Below are 20,049 nucleotides of genomic sequence, written 5' to 3'. Positions count from 1 at the left end.
CCGCGGACTTTGATATCACGGCTCATGCGGGGAATACCCCGGTGGAGAGATAACGGTCACCACGATCGCAGACAATAGACACGATTACCGCGTTTTCGACCTCGGCCGACAACCGGAGTGCCGCGGCCAGTGCACCACCCGACGAAACGCCGGCAAAAATCCCTTCTTCGCGCGCCAGGCGGCGAGTCATCTCTTCCGCTTCCAGTTGGGTAACTTCCATCACGCGATCAAGCTTGCTCCAGTCGCAGATGGCAGGTACGTATTCGGCCGGCCATTTGCGAATGCCGGCAATAGAGGCGCCATCCGTAGGCTGTACGCCCACAATCTGGATGCCCTTGTTTTGTTCTTTCAAGTAACGCTGCGTGCCCATCACCGTGCCGGTGGTGCCCATGCTGGACACAAAATGGGTGATCTTGCCGTCGGTATCACGCCAGATTTCCGGGCCGGTGGTTTCGTAATGCGCCAGCGGGTTATCCGGATTGGCAAACTGATCCAGCATCACGCCCTCGCCCCTGGCAACCATCTCTGCGGCCAGATCGCGCGAGCCTTCCATAGACTCGGCCAGGATCACTTCAGCGCCAAATGCCTTCATGGTCTGTACGCGTTCGACGCTGGAGCTTTTGGCCATGATCAGCGTCATGCGGTAACCCATCATGGCGGCGGCCATAGCCAGTGCAATGCCGGTATTACCAGAGGTGGCTTCGATCAGGCGATCGCCTGGCTTGATGGTGCCGCGTTCTTGCGCGTGGCGGATCATGGATAGCGCCGGACGGTCTTTCACCGAACCGGCCGGATTGTTGCCTTCCAGCTTCACAAGAACGATGTTGCTGGTGTTGCCCGGCAGGCGCTTGAGTCGGACCAGCGGGGTGTTCCCGACGAAATCTTCTAGATATTTGAACATGCAGCACTCCAGTGATGGGGCAATTATACCCTCATCATGGGGTCACACCGGCATCGGTTCGTTGGGTATGCGGTGTGTAAGTCCGGGCTCGTCAGATGCAACATCTTTTCCAGGCACATCACCACTTCGTCATTCCGGCCCTGAGCCGGAATCCAGGTGTAAACGGTATGTGCCGCAGGCACTGAACATGGTTTGCCCGCAAAAGCCCGCCTGTGGCGGGCGTACTGGATTCCTGCTTTCGCAGGAATGACGAGCCAAGAAGATGCCGGCTCCCCCTTCTCACACGACCACTTCGTCATTCTGGCTGGAATGCCCGCATCGGGATCGGAGCATCGGGATCAAATAAAAAGGGGACTTCACGCAGCCCCCTTTGATGCCGAAACCGCCCAGGCAAGTCACTAGGCAATGGCCCGCAAACCCTTGAGCACCGGTGCCGGCGCGCTCAACACCAAATCACCATCGACGGAGAACTCAAGCTGGGCAAAGTCGGTGATATGGCCAATCACGCCGGGTTCGTCCGAGATGAAATCACCCACCAGCACCACCTTGCAACCGGCAGCCAGCGCCGAGGCCATGCCCGCCGGGGCGTCTTCAAACACAATGCATTGGCGTGGATCAACGCCCAGGCGCTTTGCCGCCAGCAAATACGGATCAGGTGCAGGCTTGCCGCGATCAACCTCTTCAGAGGTCACCACCACATCTGGTAACTGCATATTGCAAGCTGCAAAGCGCACATCCAGGACCGGGCGCGAGGCGGAGGTGACGACGGCCCAGCGACCAGCCGGCATCTGTTGCAAGAAGGTATCGGCACCGGGCACCGGTGCAATGCCACCGGTCGTATCGGTTTCGATTTCTTCCATCCAGGCCACTTCTGCCACCACATCCAGGTGGGGTGCCACCATGCGCACGGTGTCTTCCGTACGTACGCCGTGGGTGTACTGGCGGATGTCGTCCAGGTTCAGGTCGCAGCGCGCGCACCACGCCTCCCAGACCCGCTCCACCAGAATGTGAGAATCAATCAGGGTGCCGTCCATGTCGAACAGGAACGCCTGTGCGCGGTGTTGCTGCATATCAGCCTCGTGAGCTTTGGGTGGAGATGACTCTATCTTAGGCGCTGGGGCTAGACTTGCGTTCTGTTATGGTGCAAATTTCTACAGGATTAGCTCAAACCAACCCCTAAGGTTTAACCCGTATGCTTATACGCGAAATGGTGGGACAAACCTTCGGGCAGCGCTGGCATTACCAGCATTTGCTGGTAGAACGGGTTCCCTTTGCCTGGCACTATCACCCGGAGTACGAACTGACATTGACGCGTCGCGCCCGCGGCATGCGCTATGTCGGTGGAGACGTAGCCCCGTTTGGTGAGCTGGACCTGACGCTGGTCGCCCCCAATCAAGCGCACACCTGGCAGGCGCAAAGCCGTGCCGACGGCCAGTGCCATGAGGTCCAGGTCATTTTCTTCACGCGAGAGTGGCTGGAACAACTGGCTACGGGCGGCTTGCCAGAGTTGATCGGCTTTGCCGACTGGCTGCGCAAGGTGCAGCAAGGCGTGGTGATCAGCGAGGCCTGTACGCGCAAGCTGGTACCGCTGTTTGACGCGTTACACCAAAGCCGTGGACTGGATCGGCTCAGTCGGCTGCTGCAGATTCTCGACCAATTGCCACGGGATCATGAAGCACGCTTGATTGGCGGAGCCCCAACGCCAGAATACCAGGACAAACGTGTCGAAACCGCACTGGCCTGGCTGCATGAACACTATCGGGAGCCGGTCACCCTGGCGGATCTGGCCACCGTCACGCGCAGTAGTGAAGCCACCATCAAACGCCTGTTGCGGGAGCAATTGCAGGACAGCATGACCGGCCTCCTGGCGCAATTGCGGATTGGCCACGCCTGCAACCTGTTGATTACCTCGCAAATGCCCATCCAGTTGGTGGCAGAAGAAAGTGGTTTTCCCAGCCCCAGCCACTTCTACAAGCAATTTGGTCTGGCCAAGGCCATGTCCCCGGCAGCATTCCGCAAGCGCTACCATCTGCGCCGCGTGATGCAGGAGGATGCGCCGGCCACACAATCGGCACTGGTCCGCGCCGGCGTGGCCAGTCACGCCAGCCCATAAAAAAAGCCGCATCACCAGATGCGGCTTTTTTCTCAAAACACAGGCCGGTTCATCAGGCACCACGCTTGAGCAGCGTTTCCACGTAGCGTTGTACGCCTTCTTCCACGGTCATGAATGGCTCTTCATAGCCCGCTTCCCGCAGCAGCGTCAGGTCGGCCTCGGTAAAGCTTTGGTATTTGCCTTTGAGCGCGTCCGGGAATTCGGTGTACTCCAGCAAGCCTTCGGCCAGAATCTGCTCCAGGGTCAGCACTGATTTGCCTTCTTGCTGGCGGAAGGTGTTGATCACCGTGGTCGCCACGTCGTTGAAAGGCTGCGCGCGCCCCGTGCCGACGTTGTACACGCCGCAAACTTCTGCGTTATCCAGGAACCACAGGTTGACCTTGACGACATCTTCCACCGACACGAAGTCACGGGTGTGACCACCGGCCGGGTAGCCGCCGTACTCACCAAACAGTTTGACCTTGCCGTTCTGGCGATACTGGTTGTAGTGATGGAAGGCGACAGATGCCATGCGTTCCTTGTGCCATTCGCGATCGCCGTAGACATTGAAGTAACGGAAACCGACGGCCTGGGCAGACAGATCATCCCAGCGCTGACGCAGCACCTGATCAAACAGGAGCTTGGAGTAACCGTACACGTTCAGCGGCGACTCGCACTCCGGGTCTTCATGGAACCCGTTGCTGCCGGCACCATAGGTGGCCGCGCTGGAGGCATAAATGAACTGGACTTCTTCAGCCTGGCACCACTCAAACAGACCGAGCGTGTACTGATAGTTGTTTTCCATCATGTACTTGCCATTGTGTTCCATGGTGTCAGAACACGCGCCCTGATGCAGGATGGCGGTAATCTGGCCATCCCAGCGGCCGCTGGCCAGTTCGGCAATAAACTCGTTTTTGTCGACGTAGTGCGAAATCTGGCAATCGACCAGATTGCGGAACTTGTCGCCCCGCGTGAGGTTGTCCACGGCGATGATGTCGGTTTCGCCGCGCGCATTCAGCGCCTTGACGATATTGGAACCGATAAAACCGGCAGCGCCGGTAACCACGATGGTCATTGCTTACTCCTTGTTGATTCGACTGCACAGCGCCAGGAAAAGCCAGGCACCATGCGGCATCCATTGTTCGGTCCAGCGCCAGCTATTTGCCATGGTCGCGACCTCGGACTTTCTGAAATCGATGTCCGTTTCATCCTCAAGCCCACTGGTGATGCCATTACACACCCCGCCTGGCGCATTGTAGTAGCCAGGCTCGTAACGCGGGTTATTGCGGCCCCAGCCTTGCAACATGCAGCTATCAAACGGATTGTGGCCCAGAATCCAGTCCAGCGCAGCCTGGGCATAATGGCCCAGGGCGACAGAGAAGGCGGCCTCTTCCGTAAACAGCTGGCTGGCGCGCGCCGCAGCAGCGGCAATCGAGCCCAACCGGGCGTTTTCGCCTTGCCACCAGTAGCCCGTGCCATTGTCATGCGGAATGAAGAACTGTGTCTGTCCAGGCTTGCCCGGCTGCAAGACATACTGGCGCGGGTAGCCGAACGGATTGTTCACTTCTTCCCCAGTAATGCGCAAGGCATATTCAAACGCCAAGCGTAGCGCCGCACGAATTCTACCGGCCAACGGGCTGGCAGGCACGATTTCCAGATAACGCATCAGGGCGATTTCCGGCAGGCCGGCATCTGCCGCATGAAAGAACGAGCGCGCGCCGGTTTCATCCGCCCGGAACCAGCCGTCGTCATGCTGGCGTACCAGCAGGTTATTGACCCGGCGCACGGCGGCATCCGCGTACGCACCCTCTCCCGTCACGGCCAGCAACTCGGTAGCCGCCAGCAAGGCGCAATAATCGTCGATGATGTTTTCCACACCATCGTCCAGATAGCGCAGATTGTGTTCTTGCAGGTGGGCAAAACCGGTTTGCGCCGCGCCCAGATATTGGTCACGCGTGAATTCACCATCACGGCCCAACTGGCTGGCGCGGGCCAGCGCCGCAATGGTCATGCCGCCACCCTGCCGGAACGCGGCCTGATAGCGGTCAGACTTGATGCCCTGCTGCGTGGCATACGCACACAGGTCACGCTGGTTTTCGTCCTTGGACCATTTATCGAACAGCGTCATGTAGAAGAAGCCGGCCGGGTCTTGCATGCGCACCAGAAAATCCGCGCCATGCAAGGCTTCATCGACCATGCGTTCATTGAACCATTTCAGTTGCGGCGGCAGTTGGGCGTGGCCGTCGAGCAGATTCCACACCACTTGCGGTGTTTGCTGCGGGTTCATGAAGTTGGCAACGGACAGATGCGACAGGTATTTGGAGCAATCGCCCGAGGCATCAAACCAGCCGCCGTGGACATCCCGGCGCTCGTCACTGCCAAATTTGGGGCGGCTGCGATCGGCGTTGTCGTACAGCCCGGTGCAACGCTGGCCTTTGAGGTAGTGAACAATGTCAGAGAGCATCTGGCCGGCAAACAAGTCCGCATCGATCGCAAAGGTGTGCGACACCAGCGGTGGCTGAACGCCATCGACCACAATGAAATACTCGCCCACGTCAGTCTGCGCAGAAAAATCGGCTTGCCAGAAATGGCGGTTTTTCCAGTTATCGACCGTGCCGCTGGCCGTAACCGGGCCGCTCAACACTTTCTGGCGGGTTGAGGCGTCATACAGGCTAAAGGTCAGCAGCGCCGCGCTGGCGGGTGCTTCAATGGTCGCCAGCTTGCGCGCCTGCGGGGTGAAACCAATGTGGTTGAACAGGATTTTCATTTCGTCTCCGGTTGCCTCTGCGGGCTGGGTGCGGTGCGGTTTCAGACGGCGGCGTGGGCCAGCCACCAGTTGCGGGCTGCGCCGATCATGCCGGCATGGTTGCCGGCACTGGCGAGGCAAATGGCGGTGGTGCCGCGAAAATCCGGCTCCAGCACGTCATCAATCGCCGTACTGAGTTCTTGCCGGAAGCGCTCACCCCGGGCACTGATGCCACCTCCCACCACTACCCGCTGCGGGTTGAAAGCGTATATCAGGTTGGCAATGCCGGTCGCCAACAGTTCACGCCACTGGGCAACGACGGCACAAACCACGGCATCCCCACCGTCGTAGGCCGTCATGATGCGCTCGCCACTCCAGCCGCCCTCACCCGTGGCGGCTTCAATCGCACGCACCAGGGCAGATGTCGAAGCATGCTGCTCCCACATTTTGCCGTCGATGCGCATATAGCCCCATTCCCCGGCTGCTGCCCGCGCCCCACGGTACAAGGCATGGTTGATGACAATGCCGCCGCCAATGCCCGTACCCACCGTCAACGCAATAAAATGGGCGCAGCCTTGCGCGGCCCCAGTCCAGCCCTCGGCCAGCGCGACACAATTGACGTCGTTTTCGACCGTCACCGGCAGGCCAAATGCGTTTGCCAGAACGGTTTTGGGAGAACAGCCCGGATAACCCGGGATGGCCTCAGCGGCGCCGAGGATCACGCCCGTCTCCGGATCAACCAGTCCGAGCGTGCTGATGGCGATGCCCGCGGGGGCGTGATCCGCAACCAGCGGCGCGGCCAGCGTGCACAAGAAATCAAGCACATGGGGCCCACCCTGCATTGCAGGCGTGGGCACAGTCTGAACCTGGCTGACCACGCCGTCCGGCCCGACGAGGCCGTACTTGATCTGCGTGCCGCCAATATCGAAGGCAAGAAGGGAAGACATGATCGGGTTTCGTTCCGCTGCGGTTGCTCTGAAGCCGTTTGCGCCGGTGTTTCCGGTCTGGTGGGCGGCTTTTTCTGTGATGTGGCGTTGTGTATGTATCAGGCCTTGGCCCAGTCAATGACCGGCCGGTGCTGCGTTTGCAAATACTGGTTGGCGGCCGAGAAATGCCCGTTGCCGATAAATCCCCGGTGCGCCGACAAAGGCGATGGGTGGACGGACTCCAGCACCAGGTGTTTGTTGCGGTCTATCAATGCGGCTTTCTTTTGCGCGTGACTACCCCAGAGCATGAAAACAATGCCGGATTCTTGCGCGGCCAGTTGCCGGATGATCTCGTCAGTGAGGACTTCCCAGCCACGTTTGGCGTGCGATGCTGCGCAATCAGCCTCTACCGTCAGTACGGTGTTAAGCAGCAACACGCCCTGATCGGCCCAACCCGTCAGTGAACCATCTTGCGGTGGCGTCAGCCCCAGATCGCGCGCAATTTCTTTCCAGATATTGTTCAGTGAGGGTGGCTTTTTGATGCCCGGGGGTACTGAAAAACTCAGCCCATGCGCCTGACCTGCGCCGTGATACGGGTCTTGCCCCAAAATCACCACTTTGACATCGGCCGGGGCGACATGCGCCAGTGCGGCAAACCAGTGGGCACGCGGCGGATAAATCACTTTGCCGGCAGCCGCTTCGGCGGTCAGAAACGCATCAAGGCCAGTCAGTGCGGGGTTTTGGCGCAACGCCGACAACAACGGTTGCCAGGCGGCTGGAATCGCATCAAAAATCAAGAATCTGCTCCACGATTGCGGCGAATGAATTCGCGGTGATGACGGAAAACCGTCCGTTCAAAGACTTCTTTCAGGCCCGGCGTGGGGTAATCCCATTTCGCCAGAATAATGTGCGCCTGGCCATCGGCCTCGACCTGTTCCACCTGGGCGGGCAAGCTCATCAGGTAAGGCAGGCTGGCGCTTAACATCAAGCCCACGTAACCAGTCTGGCCCACGGCCAAGGGTTCGGACTGCGCCCATTGCACGTGTTCAATGCCGATCAACCCGTCCCGTTCTGACGGCTTTTGCGGGGTCAGCAAACGCGCCAGCCACAATAATTGCAGATCAAGCCGGGATTCCACCTGAGAAACCTCACGCTCTTCATGCGGGTGCTGGTCCATGGCCTCCAGCACCTCCAGGTAACGCTGGGCTTCCAGAGGATGTTGGGTGGGTTCGTTCTGCCAGGTCAGTGGCAGGCGCATTTCAAAAAAAAGACCGTCGGGGAAATTAGACATGGGCGGGTTCCACAGCGCAGTTGCGGCTCAGAGGATAGTCTGATTATAGGCTGTCGGCGGCTCAGGCCGTGCGCGCTTGCCGCACGCGCTCGTACAGGCATATGGCGGCAGCAGCGCCCACGTTGAGCGATTCAATCCCCGGGTGCATGGGGATCGTCAGCCGCAGGGTGGCGCGGGCAGCCATGTCGGCAGACACACCCTGTCCTTCCGATCCCATGACGAGGGCCAGATTACCAGTGAGCGTAGCGGCATAGAGGTCTTGCGCGTCGTCCAGCATCAGCGCAGCCACCGGGCCGGCAAAGCCATCGGCAAACTGCGCCAGGTCCGCACGTTCTACCAGATCAAGGACAAAGTGTGCGCCCATGCCGGCACGCAAGACTTTGGGTGACCACAGGTCAGCGCAATGATCAGACAACAAGACCTGGTCTACCCCGGCGGCCGCAGCGGTGCGCAAAATGGAACCGACATTGCCAGGGTCCTGGACGCCATCAAGTAACAGGCACAAACCGTGCTGCCGGGCTGTCTGGCTATCGGGAATACTCACCAGCGCCATCACGCCGGTGGGGCTGGGCAATTCAGACAGAGACTTGAACAACGTGGCTTCCAGCACCGTTGCCGGCACGTCACAGGCTTTGATCAAACCCGCTACCTCAGGATTACCGGCACCGTCTGGCGTGATCAACAGTTTTTCGATCACCCAGCCCGCATCCAGCGCGGCAGCAACGAGGTGCGCGCCATCGAGCAGGGTTTTCTTTTGCTTGAGACGGTCCCGCCGATGCGTCGCCAGTTTATGGCAAAGCTTGTACAACGCGTTCTGCGGCGAATGAATCACTTCCATACCACTCTCGGGAAAAAATCAGGCGCGGTTGTTACGCTCGGCCAGCGCACGGCTGACCAGCAAACAAACCTGTTTGAACTGGGTAAAGGTGGCTTCGTCCAGCGGCGTCAGGGAGGTGCGCTGACCGACAAACAAACCAACCGGACGCTCGTTCATGAAAATGGACATGGCACAGAAATCCCCCGCCCCAAACCGCTGTAGCCAGGTGCCCGGCAACAGTTTTTGCAGATTGATACGGGTGTGCTCGTTCAGCCAGACCGCTTGCGGCTTGGTCATCAAGCGCGCAAACAGGTGGACGTTGTCCATCGGCAGCGAAAAATCATTCAGCCGGTCTTGTGCATCCGGGCTTTGGATAAAACGGGTTCGCAACAGACTGTCTTGCGCTGAGTACACCATGAAGGCCGCGCGCTGAATGCCCATACCTTCGGTAAACACGCGCAATGCCAGTTCAATCAGTTGAGAGGCATTTGCCCCCTGGTGTGCGGCATCATTCAGCGCATGCAGCCGTTCAGCAAAGCGATTGGCCGGGGGAACAGGTGGTGCGGCGGGCTCCGGTGGAGCAACGGGTTCCCAGGGGCCCGGCAACATGGGCAAGGCATAGGCCGCCTGCAAGCGCCCGCTACGTGCGGTTTCCTTGCGCACAAACTTCAGGATGGCTGCGGTCGTCAGGTTCCAGCATTCATCCAGCGGGCTTTGCAGTACGTCTGCAATGACTTGCAGCGCAACTTCGACCTCCGGTTGCCACCAGCCGAACTCCAGCGCACGCGCCATTTTCAGCACGGCCACTTGCATGGACTGACGTGGGGTTTCCACGTGGCTGCCCGCCTGTAGCTGCACCAGGGGCTCCGGAAAATGCCAGGCACCGAGCATGTCACAGGCGGCGTTCTCGGCGCTGGCCGCGCCAGATTGATCGGTCGAGAGGATGCCCAGCAGCGTCGGCAAACCCGACAACACCGCAGCGATGAAAATTTCGTCGAGTTTGGCATCAAAGCGCTGACTGGCGTATTCGCGTGCCAGCCTGGCCGCAAAACGCAGATTGGTCACCGCCGCATGCAAGTCAGCCACCGCGTGCGGGCGATCGGGCAGCAGGCTGGCTTCCGCCACCGGGCCGTTGGCAAAGCGCTCCAGGAACGGGGTGATGCCGTAAAGCGCCAGGCAGTTTTCGACCGAAACCACATCCGCCGACAGACTGGTGCGTTCGCGATGATTGACGGTGCGTAGCACCTGCGCGGTCAACAGCGGATCACGCAATACGATGTCGACCAGATCAGCCGGCCGCACCCGGTCCGGCCGGCGCAGCATCGGCAGCAACAAATCCTTGCTGGCTTGCAGCATGGGCAGCGGGCGGTTGGTCCACTGCGCAATCCATGGTGCAAATGAGGGGGCTAGATTGACTGCCATATCAAAAGCTTGCTGTGTTTCCAGTCGCCAATATCGATGGTTTTGTCCGGTGTCTGCCCGGGCACGCCAAAGCTGTTGCTGATCAACCGGCAATCAGGCCGGCACTCTGCCTTGACCTTCTGCCACAGGCGCGGCATGGGTTCAGGTGACAAGTAAGCATAGACCACATCAAACCCGGCCAGATTCTGGGTAAACGCATCAGCGCGGCGCCAGTCCGCCTGGGCACCCAGTCGCCAGCGCCCGATCAACCAGGGTAACCAGGCCATTTCCACCCCGGTGACCGTCACATCGGGCCGGTGTTTACCCAGCCACGCCAGCACCGTCCCCGTGCCCCCACCCAGATCGATGACATGTGCATGGGACGGGATTTCCTGCGACAACAAGGCCAACGCACGCGGGTTACTCAGATACAGAGGTACCCGGCTTTGAACTGCGCCGGCAGAAACCAGGAACAACAACACAAATGCGACCAGCCACAGCCATGGTGGCACTTGCCAGCTCAAGGCGGCCAGAATGGCGGCAGGAAAACACAAGTGGATGAAACTCCACCAGTGACCGTCGTGCCAGAACCAGGCGACGAATGCAGCCGTTACGCCGCCAGCCAGTGCCAGCGCCCACACCGGGGTTGCCGGCATGAACCACCACAGCAGCGCCATGACGGCGACCGCCAGTACCTGCAACAAGACAAAACGCAGCGGCTGCGGCATTAATTCGCCCCGGACGCCACCTTGCCGCCCACTTTGGCAGCCACCTCAGACGCTGGAATGGCTTTGGCTTCCTGGTCAATACCAGCCTGCCGGCGAATTTCGGCTTCGGCTTCCTTGTTCAGCACCACAATGCTGATACGACGATTGACTGGCGCATAGATATTGGCGGTATCCAGCGGTACCTGCTCGGCAAAGCCATTCACCCGCAAAATCTTGTCGGTAGACAGCCCGCCTCCTGCCAGCAACTCGCGCCGCGAGGCATTGGCCCGGTCAGAGGAAAGCTCCCAGTTGGAATACCCGCGCTGCCCCGAGGCAAAGGGTTGCGCATCAGTGTGGCCAGACAGCGAGAGATCATTGGGGACGTCGTTCAGCAGCTTGCCGATTTCATCCAGAATATCTTTGGCATACGGCTCCAGTTCGCTAGAGCCAGACTTGAACATGGGCCGGTTCTGGTCATCCACAATCTGGATGCGCAAGCCGTCTGCCACCATGTCCAGCTTGAGTTGTTTCTTGTATTGGGCCAACTTGCTGTTGGATTTGGCCTTGTCGTCCATCAGCGCTTCAAATTTCTTTTTCAGCTCGCTCAGACGTCGCCGGTCCTTGGCTTGTTCATCTTCCTGGACGGCGCCTTTTTTCATCTGCCCCACTTGCTGGGTCAAATCCTTACCGCCGCCCTTGATCAGCGAATCAGCATCGCCCGCGCCCTCGCCGCCCCGACGGGCAATCTTGAGCGGGTTGGAGAAATAATCAGCAATCCCCTTGAGGTTGCCCTTGGACACGGAGCCCAACAGCCACATCAGCAGAAAGAACGCCATCATGGCCGTCATAAAGTCGGCGTACGCGATCTTCCAGGCGCCGCCATGATGGCCATGGCCGCCCTTCTTGATGCGCTTGACTACGATGGGGCGTTGCGAGTCGTCGCTCATGGCATGTGCTCAGAAAATCGGGTTCAACGGGGGCACAAAACAGTGCAGCTATCGTGCCGAAGAAAGTCCCGCGGGCAAGGCGTGCGAAGCGCAGACAGTACTTCCAGTACGGCAAGTGAGCACAACGCAGCCTGCGGGGCTTTCTTCACCACGATTATTTGGCCTTGGCGTTCTTCACGTAATCTTCCAGCTCCTTGAAGCTGGGGCGCTCTGTGCTCTCGACCGCCTTGCGGCCAAACTCCACCGCCACTTGCGGCGCATAGCCATTCAGGCTGGCCAGCAAGGTCGTTTTCACGGCGTTGAAGGCCTGGGTGGCCGCCGCCGCCCGCGCTTCCAGCACCGAGGCAATCGGACCCACAAAACCGTATGCCAGCAAAATACCCATAAAGGTCCCCACCAGCGCCGCGCCGATCAGCTTACCCAGCTCAGACGGAGGCAGATGCAATGAACCCATGGTGTGCACCACCCCCATCACCGCCGCCACGATACCAAACGCCGGCAAGCCGTCGGCCAGTTTGGCAATCACGGTCGAGGGCACGGCGGCCTCGTGATGGTGGGTATCGATTTCCACATCCATCAGGTTTTCAATTTCAAACGCATTGAGGTTGCCGCCGACCATCAGCCGCAGGTAATCGGTCATGAATTCGATCAGGTGATGATCGTGCGCCACTTTGGGGTATTTGCTGAACACGGCGCTGCTGTGCGGATCATCCACATCCGCTTCGATCGACATCAGACCTTCCTTGCGGATCTTGGTCAAAATCTCGAACTGCAGCGCAAACAAATCCATGAAGAAATTTTTGTTGTACGGTGAGCCTTTGAAAATCGAGGGTGCGGCCTTGAGGGTGGCTTTCATGGGCTTGCCACCGTAGCCAACGATCAAGGCACCGATCCCGCCACCAAAAATAATGACGATTTCGGTCGGTTGCCACAGCACGGCCAGTTCGCCGCCGTGCACCGCATAGGCGCCGAAAATACAAGCGACCATGAATATGTAACCAATAATGACAAACATGCGCCGTGTTTTCCCGGTATTACCGCTCTGTTATTGGAGGGAGCATCACTCTGGCATTGGCATCGCACCAATACCCATATTGTGTTCAATCAGCGTATGTAGCGTCCCGGATGACCCGGAATATTCATTATGAATACGCCTCCCGTTCCGCAGTTTAGTTGCAGTGCAAGGAGGCGACAACCGCCAATCAATCCCACAGCGGCATTTGCGCCACGGCTTGTCGTACCGGGCCGAAGCTCATGCGGTGAATCGGGCACGGCCCCAGAGCTTTGAGTGCGGCCAGATGCGCCGCAGTGGGATAGCCTTTGTGCTGGGCAAACCCGTAACCCGGCCAGCGGGTTTCGTATTCTGCGACTTCATGGTCCCGCGCTACTTTGGCCAGGACGGATGCGGCTGAAATGCAGGCATGCAGCGCGTCTCCGCCCACTACGGTTTCTACGGCGCAGGCCAGTTTGGGCGCCCGGTTGCCATCAATCAGGGCCTTGTCCGGTACGGTCTGCAAGCCCGCCACCGCGCGCTGCATGGCCAGCATGGTGGCTTGCAGAATGTTGATCTGGTCGATTTCTTCATGCGTGGCAAATGCAATCGACCACGCCAGCGCTCGTTCCTTGATTTGTGGAAACAGGCGCTCGCGTTGTTTTTCAGACAATTTTTTGGAATCGTCCAGCCCGATCAGGCCGTGATCGTCCGGCAAGATCACCGCTGCGGCGTATACGGACCCCGCCAGCGGGCCACGCCCGGCTTCATCTACCCCGCAGACCAGCATGTTTATCTCCGCTTGTTCAGCAAGGACACGACAACTTGTGCGGCGCGTTCCGCCGCATTGCAACGCAGTTGCTCATGGAACCCGGTGAAACATTGGTCTAGCCGCGCGCCAAAGCGTTTGTCATCGACCATATTGGTGACGGCCTGCAGCAGGTTTTCCACAGTGGCTTCGTGTTGCAACAATTCGGGCACCACAAAACCGCCAGCCAGCGCATTGGGCAAGCTCACATACGGCGTCTTGATCTTTTTCTTGACCATGCGATAGGTCATGCTGGACAGCTTGTAGGTCACCACCAGCGGACGCTTGGCCAGCATGGCTTCCAGCGCTGCCGTGCCAGAAGCCACGATGATGGCGTCCGAGGCCAGCATGGCATCGTGCGCGTGACCAAACATCAGGCGGAATGGCAATTCTTGTGCACCCAATTGCCACATGCGCACTTCAAACATATCCCGCGTTTCCCGGGTAATAAACGGCACCAGGAAGACGGCGTTCGGGTAACGTTCCGCCAGTTGTTTGGCGGTTTCGATAAACAAGGTGGCGTGCAGTTCCAGTTCGCTCTGGCGACTACCTGGCAGCATGGCAAATGCCAACGCCTTGTCACTCACGCCCAGTTGCTCCCGATAGACCTCCCGCTTGGGTTCCAGCGGAAACATGTCTGCCAGGGGGTGCCCCACATACGTGGCAGGCACGCCGGCTTGCCGGTAAAGCGGTTCTTCAAACGGAAACAGCAGCAGCACGTGGGATACGGCTTTGGCAATCTTTTTGAGCCGTTCGCTACGCCAGGCCCAGATCGAGGGGCTGACGTAATGGATGGTGGTGATGCCGGCCGCCTTGGCGGTGGCTTCCAGCCCAAGGTTGAAGTCCGGGGCATCAATGCCGATCACAAGGTCCGGGCGCTCGCGCAGGATGGCCTGCTTGAGTTGTCGCCGGATGCGCAACAACGCGGGCAAATGGCGAATCACCTCGACATACCCGCGTACCGCCAGTTTTTCCATGGGAACGACGGAATGCGCGCCCAGGGCTTTCATTTTGGGGCCGGCAATACCGGAAAAGCGGGCGTCGGGAATCAAGCGCTGCAGCGCTTCAATGAGCTGGGCGCCCAGTAAATCGCCCGAGGCTTCACCTGCGACAATGGCAATGCGCGGGCCGCTACCGGTCTGGGGAAAGAGTCGATCAATCATCGGCTCGACAGTATCTGGATTAAGGGTTGGGAAAAAGCCTGAAAACGACCGGTCATGGGCTTAGCGGATAAAACCGCGCTCGCTCGTCCGGATAAAACCGGCGAAACGGGCGACATCTGCGGAGCTTGCTGCCAGTTCGTCCAGCGCGGCCAGCGATTCATCCAGCGAAAGACTCTGCCGGTATAACACACGGTAGGCTTTTTTAACCTGGGCAATCTGTTCGGCGGTAAACCCGTGACGGCGCATGCCTTCGCTATGCACGCCGGCCGGTTTGGCGCGGTTACCCGCAGCCACCACAAAGGGCGGAACATCTTGCGAGATGGCGGCAGTAAACGCCGACATGGCGTACGCGCCAATCTTGCAGAACTGGTGCACGGTGGTAAACCCGCCCAGAAAGGCAAAATCATCGACGTAGACGTGGCCAGCCAGCGTGACATTATTGGCAAAAATGGTGCCACTGCCAATGCGGCAATCGTGGGCAATGTGCACGTAGGCCATGATCCAGTTGTCGTCGCCAATGCTGGTTAAACTCTCGTCCTGCACGGTACCGGTCGAGACCGTGACGTTCTGGAAGAACGCATTGCCATTGCCGATCACCAGCCGCGTGGGCTCGCCTTTATACTTTTTGTCCTGCGGATCACAACCAATGCTGCCAAACGAGTAAAACCGGTTGCGCTCGCCAATGGTGGTGACACCCGAAATGACCACATGCGCATCGACCACGGTATCAGCGCCAATGGTGACATCCGGCCCGATCACGGCATAGGGGCCAACGATAACGCTGTCATGCAACTTTGCCTTGGGGTCTACTACCGCTGTCGGATGGATGTTTGCCATATCCGTCGATCCTGGAAAAAATTCTGGCGGGCTGCTGGCCCGCCGGTTTTACACGGTTACTGCCGCGCCGCAATGCACGGCGGCGCGCTGGTCGTGCTGGTCAGCTTATTTGTTGACTTTGCGTTCAGCACACATCAGGTCAGCTTCCGCGGCAAGTTCTTCGCCCACGTAGGCCTTGGCCTGATATTTGTAGATGCCGCGTTTTTGCGCCACCATCTCCACACACAAGGTCAGTTGATCGCCAGGCAATACCTGACGCTTGAAACGGGCATTGTCGATACCGGCAAAGAAATAGAGCGTGCCATCTGTGGGCATGCGGCCTTCAGACTTGAACGACAGGACGCCAGCGGCCTGGGCCAGTGCTTCCATGATCAACACGCCAGGCATGACCGGGTATTGCGGAAAATGACCCTGAAAGAACGGCTCATTGATCGTTACGTTCTTGATTGCCTTGATCGACTTGCCCAGTTCCAGATCAACCACGCGGTCGATCAGCAAGAACGGGTATCGGTGTGGCAAATACTTGACGATCTCGTTGATGTCCATCGTCTCGCTCATTATTCCTCCTGCGTGCCGCCTGCCAGCAAGGCAGCGACCTGTTTCTCGAGTTGTTTGACCTTGCTGTTCGTGACATCAAGGCGCCGCAAATGCACGGCATTTTTGGCCCATTGGTCTTGTGGGGCCGCGGGGATCGGGCCGCCATAGACACCAGGCTCACGGATACTTTTGGTCACGGCGGTGGCGGCCAGAATGATCGTGCCGTCCGCTATTTCCAGGTGACCGCCAATCATGGCCGCGCCGCCAATCTGACAGCGTGCGCCGATGCGTGTGGAACCGGCGATGCCGACACACGATGCCATGGCGGCATGTTCACCAATCTGGCAGTTATGACCAATCATGATCAGGTTATCGATGCGTGCGCCATTGGCGACAATGGTGTCTTCCAGCGCGCCGCGATCAATCGTGGTATTGGCGCCAATCTCAACGTCATCGCCAATAATGGCACGGCCAATTTGCGGAATTTTTTCCCAGTGGTCACCGGCCCAGGCATTGCCAAAGCCATCGGCGCCGATCACTGCGCCCGGATGCAAGATGACGCGCTCGCCAATAATGCATTCCGCCATCAGGCAAGACTGCGGGTACATGCGCGCACCCGCGCCGACCTGGGCGCGTTCACCGACGTAGGCCTGCGGCATGATCACGGCACCAGGGCCGATCACCGCGCCAGCACACACCGTGGCATTGGGGCCGACTTCGGCATCTGCCGCGACAATGGCGGTCGGGTCAACATACGCAGCCGGATGCACACCGGCACGGACTGCCGGTGCCGGGTGCAGCAAGGCAGCGGCACGCGCGTAATACAGATACGGGTTATCGGTGAGGATATGCGGCGTGGTCACGCCCTCGGCATCGGCCGGCTTGAGCAATACACACGCGGCTTTGCAATCCGTCAGCAGATCTTTGAACTTGGGGTTGTTCAAAAACGTCAGGGCGTCCGGTGTAGCCCCTTCCAGTGAGGAAACACGCGTTACCTCACTATCCGCACCACAGAGTTCACCACCAAGTTTTGCTACCAGTTGGGACAAACGCATAGTCAGGTCACTTACTTGTCTGACAAGGCCTTCAGCACCTTGTCAGTGATATCGATACGCGGACTGTGGAAAGCCGCTTCCTGCAAGATCAGATCGAATTTCTCGGCTTGCGCGATCTGTTGCACCGCGTTGTTGACGCGCTCTTGAATGCCGGCCAGTTCTTCATTGCGGCGCGAATTCAGATCTTCATTGAGTTCACGCGACATGCGCTGGTAATCCAGGTTGAGCTTGACCAGCTGGCGCTCTTTATCTTTGCGATCTGCGTCGGTCAGACCACCTTTATCAAGCACCAGTTGCAAGGATTTGCCTTGATCGGCGATCTTCTGCACATCGGCACGACGGCCTTCGAACTCTTTCTCCAGCCGTTTGGTCGCGCGTTGCGCCGGGGCTGAGTCCCGCAAAATACGGTCCACGTCCACAAAGCCGATTTTCAGCGACGGATCGGCCGCGCTGGCCACACCGCAAACCAGCAACAGCACACACAGAAAGATACCAGGCAGTTGTGCAAATTTCATGCTTTAACCTCGTTCAAACCCGAAATCAGAAGATATTCCCGAGCTGGAACTGGAAGGATTCCAACTTGTCGGACTCGTCTTTCTTCAGCGCCTTGGCCAGCGAGAACTTCAACGGACCAATCGGCGACACCCACGAGAACGACGCGCCCGTGGAGTAACGCATGCTGCCCGCTGGCACGTCATCTGTCGGGCCACGCACCAGACCAGAGTCAATGAACAGGGACAAACGCGTGCTCTTGTCGTTCTTCAGGCCCGGCATCGGGAAGAACAGTTCCAGACTGTTGGTCAACATGCGGTTGCCCCCCATGCCGTCGCCGTTCTCATCCTTGGGACCAATCGTACCGTAGGAGAAGCCGCGTACCGAGTTCACGCCACCGGCATAATAGTTCTTGTAGAACGGATAGGTGGTATTACCATAGGTGCCACCATACCCGCCTTGCAGGTTCCATTCCAGCGCGGTGCCCTCATCGCCAAACGGAATCCAGTACTGGCTATTGAGGCCCAGACGATAGTACTTGAGGTCGGACGACGGGATGGCCGCTTCGGCCGAGGTGCTGAAGTTCCAGCCCTTGGTCGGGTAAGAGGCACTGTCACGCGTGTCACGGCCAAACTTGGTGTTCACGCTGAACGTGCCCGTCTTGGCACCGAATTCATTCACAAACTCGTTCACGTATTTCGGCGTGTTCGCATTGGTGATGATCTCAAGGTTGTCATAGGCCAGACCCATGCCAATCGAGTTGAACTCGGTGACTGGCAGGCCGAAGTTCAGCGCGCCACCCCAGCCGCTGGTGGTGTAGTTACCCAGGCTGTTGTAAGACGGATCGGTATCGCGCTTGTAGAAGTTCCAGCCCATGGAGATCCCGTCCGGCGTAGCGTACGGATCACTCAGACCCAGCGAGTACACGCGCTGGGCGGAGCTGTTGTTGAATTCTGCGGAGAACGCCTTGCCGCTACCCAGGAAGTTGGTCTGCGACACCGAAGCAATCAGCACCACGCCTTCAGACTGACCGTAACCGGCGCCGATGTTGAACTGGCCGGTTTTCTTTTCAGTGACCTTGACGTTCATATCCACCTGGTCCGGCGACTCGGGCACCGGTGGCGTGTCAATGGTAACTTCCTGGAAGTAATCGAGCTGGTTCAGACGCTGCTTGGAACGATCGACCTTGGAGGCATCGTACGGCGCAGATTCCAGCTGACGCAGTTCACGACGCACCACTTCATCACGGGTCATGGTGTTGCCGGTGATGTTGATGTTGCGCACGTACACCTTGCGGCCCGGGTCAACATAGAAGGTAAACGCGACGGTGTGGTTAACCTTGTCGACTTCCGGCACGGCGTTGACGTTGGCAAAAGCATAACCATCGTTGCCCAGTTTGCCCGAGATCGTTGTCGTGGCCTTGTTCAGCTTGGAGCGATTGAAGATTTCGCCCGGCTTGATGTTGACCATTTTTTCAAGCTCGGCCTGCGAGAGCGTGCTTTCGCCGGCAAACTTGATATCGCTGACCGTGTATTGCGGGCCTTCGGTCATGTTGATGGTCAGGAAGACGGTTTCTTTGTCTTCGCCAATCGCCACCTGGGTGGAGTCAATGTTGTACTCCAGATACCCGCGATCCATATAGTAGGAGCGCAGGGTTTCCAGGTCAGCCGTCATTTTCTGGCGGGAGTACTGATCGTCACGGGTGTACCAGCTAAACCAGCCCGGCGTGGACATGCTCATCTCGTCCAGCAGCTTGCTTTCCTTGAAGACATGCGAGCCGACCAGGTTCACCTGCTGGATCACCGCAGTTGCGCCTTCAGAGATATCAAACTGGATACCGACACGGTTGCGTTCAAGACGGGTCTGCGAGGTCTTGATCTGCACGGAGTAACGGCCGCGCGAATAATATTGCTGCTTGAGTTCCTGCACGGCGGCATCAAGCACGCCCTGATCAAAAATACGCCCTTCCGTAAAGTTCTGGCTCTTGAGCGCAGTCTTGATCTGGTCTTTGTCCATCAACTTGGCGCCGTTGATGTTGATCTGTGCAATCGTCGGACGTTCATCCACGGTCACGATCAGGACATCACCGCTGCGCTCCAGGCGGACATCGTTGAAAAAGCCGGTGGCGTACAGTGCCTTGATGGCCTGTTGCGCCTTGCTGTCATCCAGGTTCTCGCCCACTTTCACGGGCAGGTAGTTGAACACCGTGCCAGCGTCAGTCCGCTGCAGGCCCTCTACCCGGATATCCTTCACCACAAAAGCATCGATGGCCCAGACAGGGAGTGCACTGAAAGACAATGCTGCGCCAAGCATCAAGGAAAGCGGTTTTAATTTCATT

At 58.6% G+C, this 20,049-nt stretch carries 20 protein-coding genes; 1 reads left to right on the top strand and 19 read right to left on the bottom strand.

The window, feature by feature from the left end; genetic code table 11:
- Positions 1-22 precede the first annotated feature (22 nt).
- The gene (gene cysM / locus HNQ50_RS03815; RefSeq protein ID WP_184097708.1) at positions 23-901 is read right to left on the bottom strand and encodes a cysteine synthase CysM; all 879 of its coding nucleotides are present in this window, start codon (positions 899-901) and stop codon (positions 23-25) included.
- A gap of 398 nt (positions 902-1,299) precedes the next feature.
- On the bottom strand, positions 1,300-1,971 hold the full coding sequence (locus HNQ50_RS03810; RefSeq protein ID WP_184097706.1) for an HAD family hydrolase: 672 nt from the start codon (positions 1,969-1,971) through the stop codon (positions 1,300-1,302).
- A gap of 122 nt (positions 1,972-2,093) precedes the next feature.
- Between HNQ50_RS03810 and HNQ50_RS03805 the strand changes: the two genes are divergently transcribed.
- A complete protein-coding gene (locus tag HNQ50_RS03805) occupies positions 2,094-3,014 on the top strand; it encodes a helix-turn-helix domain-containing protein (RefSeq protein ID WP_246428532.1) in 921 nt (306 codons plus the stop codon).
- A 52-nt stretch (positions 3,015-3,066) separates the two neighbouring features.
- Here HNQ50_RS03805 and rfaD read toward each other — a convergent pair whose 3' ends face one another.
- The 17 genes from rfaD to bamA all read right to left on the bottom strand — a co-directional run bounded on the left by rfaD (position 3,067) and on the right by bamA (position 20,048).
- Positions 3,067-4,068, bottom strand: coding sequence for an ADP-glyceromanno-heptose 6-epimerase (gene rfaD, locus HNQ50_RS03800; RefSeq protein ID WP_184097704.1), 1,002 nt, complete (start codon positions 4,066-4,068; stop codon positions 3,067-3,069).
- Between the two features lie 3 nt (positions 4,069-4,071).
- A complete protein-coding gene (locus HNQ50_RS03795; protein WP_184097701.1) occupies positions 4,072-5,760 on the bottom strand; it encodes a glycoside hydrolase family 9 protein in 1,689 nt (562 codons plus the stop codon).
- A gap of 41 nt (positions 5,761-5,801) precedes the next feature.
- Entirely contained in the window at positions 5,802-6,686 is an 885-nt protein-coding gene (locus HNQ50_RS03790) for an ROK family protein (RefSeq protein ID WP_184097699.1), read from the bottom strand.
- 98 nt (positions 6,687-6,784) lie between these two features.
- A complete protein-coding gene (gene ung / locus HNQ50_RS03785; protein WP_184097697.1) occupies positions 6,785-7,462 on the bottom strand; it encodes a uracil-DNA glycosylase in 678 nt (225 codons plus the stop codon).
- Entirely contained in the window at positions 7,459-7,956 is a 498-nt protein-coding gene (locus tag HNQ50_RS03780) for a PilZ domain-containing protein (protein WP_184097695.1), read from the bottom strand. The genes ung and HNQ50_RS03780 overlap by 4 nt, the downstream gene beginning before the upstream one ends.
- Before the next feature lie 61 nt (positions 7,957-8,017).
- Positions 8,018-8,794: a TrmH family RNA methyltransferase gene (locus HNQ50_RS03775; protein ID WP_184097693.1), complete on the bottom strand. Its 777-nt coding sequence runs from the start codon at positions 8,792-8,794 to the stop codon at positions 8,018-8,020.
- 18 nt (positions 8,795-8,812) lie between these two features.
- On the bottom strand, positions 8,813-10,195 hold the full coding sequence (locus HNQ50_RS03770) for an HDOD domain-containing protein (protein ID WP_184097691.1): 1,383 nt from the start codon (positions 10,193-10,195) through the stop codon (positions 8,813-8,815).
- Positions 10,180-10,902, bottom strand: a complete 723-nt coding sequence (locus tag HNQ50_RS03765) for a class I SAM-dependent methyltransferase (RefSeq protein WP_184097688.1) — start codon at positions 10,900-10,902, stop codon at positions 10,180-10,182. The genes HNQ50_RS03770 and HNQ50_RS03765 overlap by 16 nt, the downstream gene beginning before the upstream one ends.
- The gene (gene motB / locus HNQ50_RS03760; RefSeq protein ID WP_184097686.1) at positions 10,902-11,828 is read right to left on the bottom strand and encodes a flagellar motor protein MotB; all 927 of its coding nucleotides are present in this window, start codon (positions 11,826-11,828) and stop codon (positions 10,902-10,904) included. The genes HNQ50_RS03765 and motB overlap by 1 nt, the downstream gene beginning before the upstream one ends.
- A gap of 154 nt (positions 11,829-11,982) precedes the next feature.
- Entirely contained in the window at positions 11,983-12,843 is an 861-nt protein-coding gene (motA, locus tag HNQ50_RS03755) for a flagellar motor stator protein MotA (protein ID WP_184097684.1), read from the bottom strand.
- Positions 12,844-13,030: 187 nt separating this feature from the next.
- Complete coding sequence (rnhB, locus tag HNQ50_RS03750) at positions 13,031-13,609, bottom strand: ribonuclease HII (protein WP_184097682.1); 579 nt, start codon at positions 13,607-13,609, stop codon at positions 13,031-13,033.
- A 2-nt stretch (positions 13,610-13,611) separates the two neighbouring features.
- Positions 13,612-14,790: a lipid-A-disaccharide synthase gene (gene lpxB, locus HNQ50_RS03745; RefSeq protein WP_184097680.1), complete on the bottom strand. Its 1,179-nt coding sequence runs from the start codon at positions 14,788-14,790 to the stop codon at positions 13,612-13,614.
- Positions 14,791-14,850: 60 nt separating this feature from the next.
- Entirely contained in the window at positions 14,851-15,627 is a 777-nt protein-coding gene (lpxA, locus tag HNQ50_RS03740) for an acyl-ACP--UDP-N-acetylglucosamine O-acyltransferase (protein WP_184097678.1), read from the bottom strand.
- Between the two features lie 105 nt (positions 15,628-15,732).
- Positions 15,733-16,185, bottom strand: a complete 453-nt coding sequence (fabZ, locus tag HNQ50_RS03735) for a 3-hydroxyacyl-ACP dehydratase FabZ (RefSeq protein ID WP_184097676.1) — start codon at positions 16,183-16,185, stop codon at positions 15,733-15,735.
- Complete coding sequence (gene lpxD / locus HNQ50_RS03730) at positions 16,185-17,219, bottom strand: UDP-3-O-(3-hydroxymyristoyl)glucosamine N-acyltransferase (protein ID WP_221302973.1); 1,035 nt, start codon at positions 17,217-17,219, stop codon at positions 16,185-16,187. The genes fabZ and lpxD overlap by 1 nt, the downstream gene beginning before the upstream one ends.
- Before the next feature lie 11 nt (positions 17,220-17,230).
- Entirely contained in the window at positions 17,231-17,734 is a 504-nt protein-coding gene (locus HNQ50_RS03725) for an OmpH/Skp family outer membrane protein (protein ID WP_184097674.1), read from the bottom strand.
- Positions 17,735-17,759: 25 nt separating this feature from the next.
- A complete protein-coding gene (bamA, locus tag HNQ50_RS03720; RefSeq protein ID WP_184097672.1) occupies positions 17,760-20,048 on the bottom strand; it encodes an outer membrane protein assembly factor BamA in 2,289 nt (762 codons plus the stop codon).
- Position 20,049 lies beyond the last annotated feature (1 nt).

Source organism: Silvimonas terrae (assembly GCF_014202765.1).
Taxonomy (GTDB): domain Bacteria; phylum Pseudomonadota; class Gammaproteobacteria; order Burkholderiales; family Chitinibacteraceae; genus Silvimonas; species Silvimonas terrae.
This window is presented reverse-complemented; position numbering and strand designations above follow the sequence as displayed.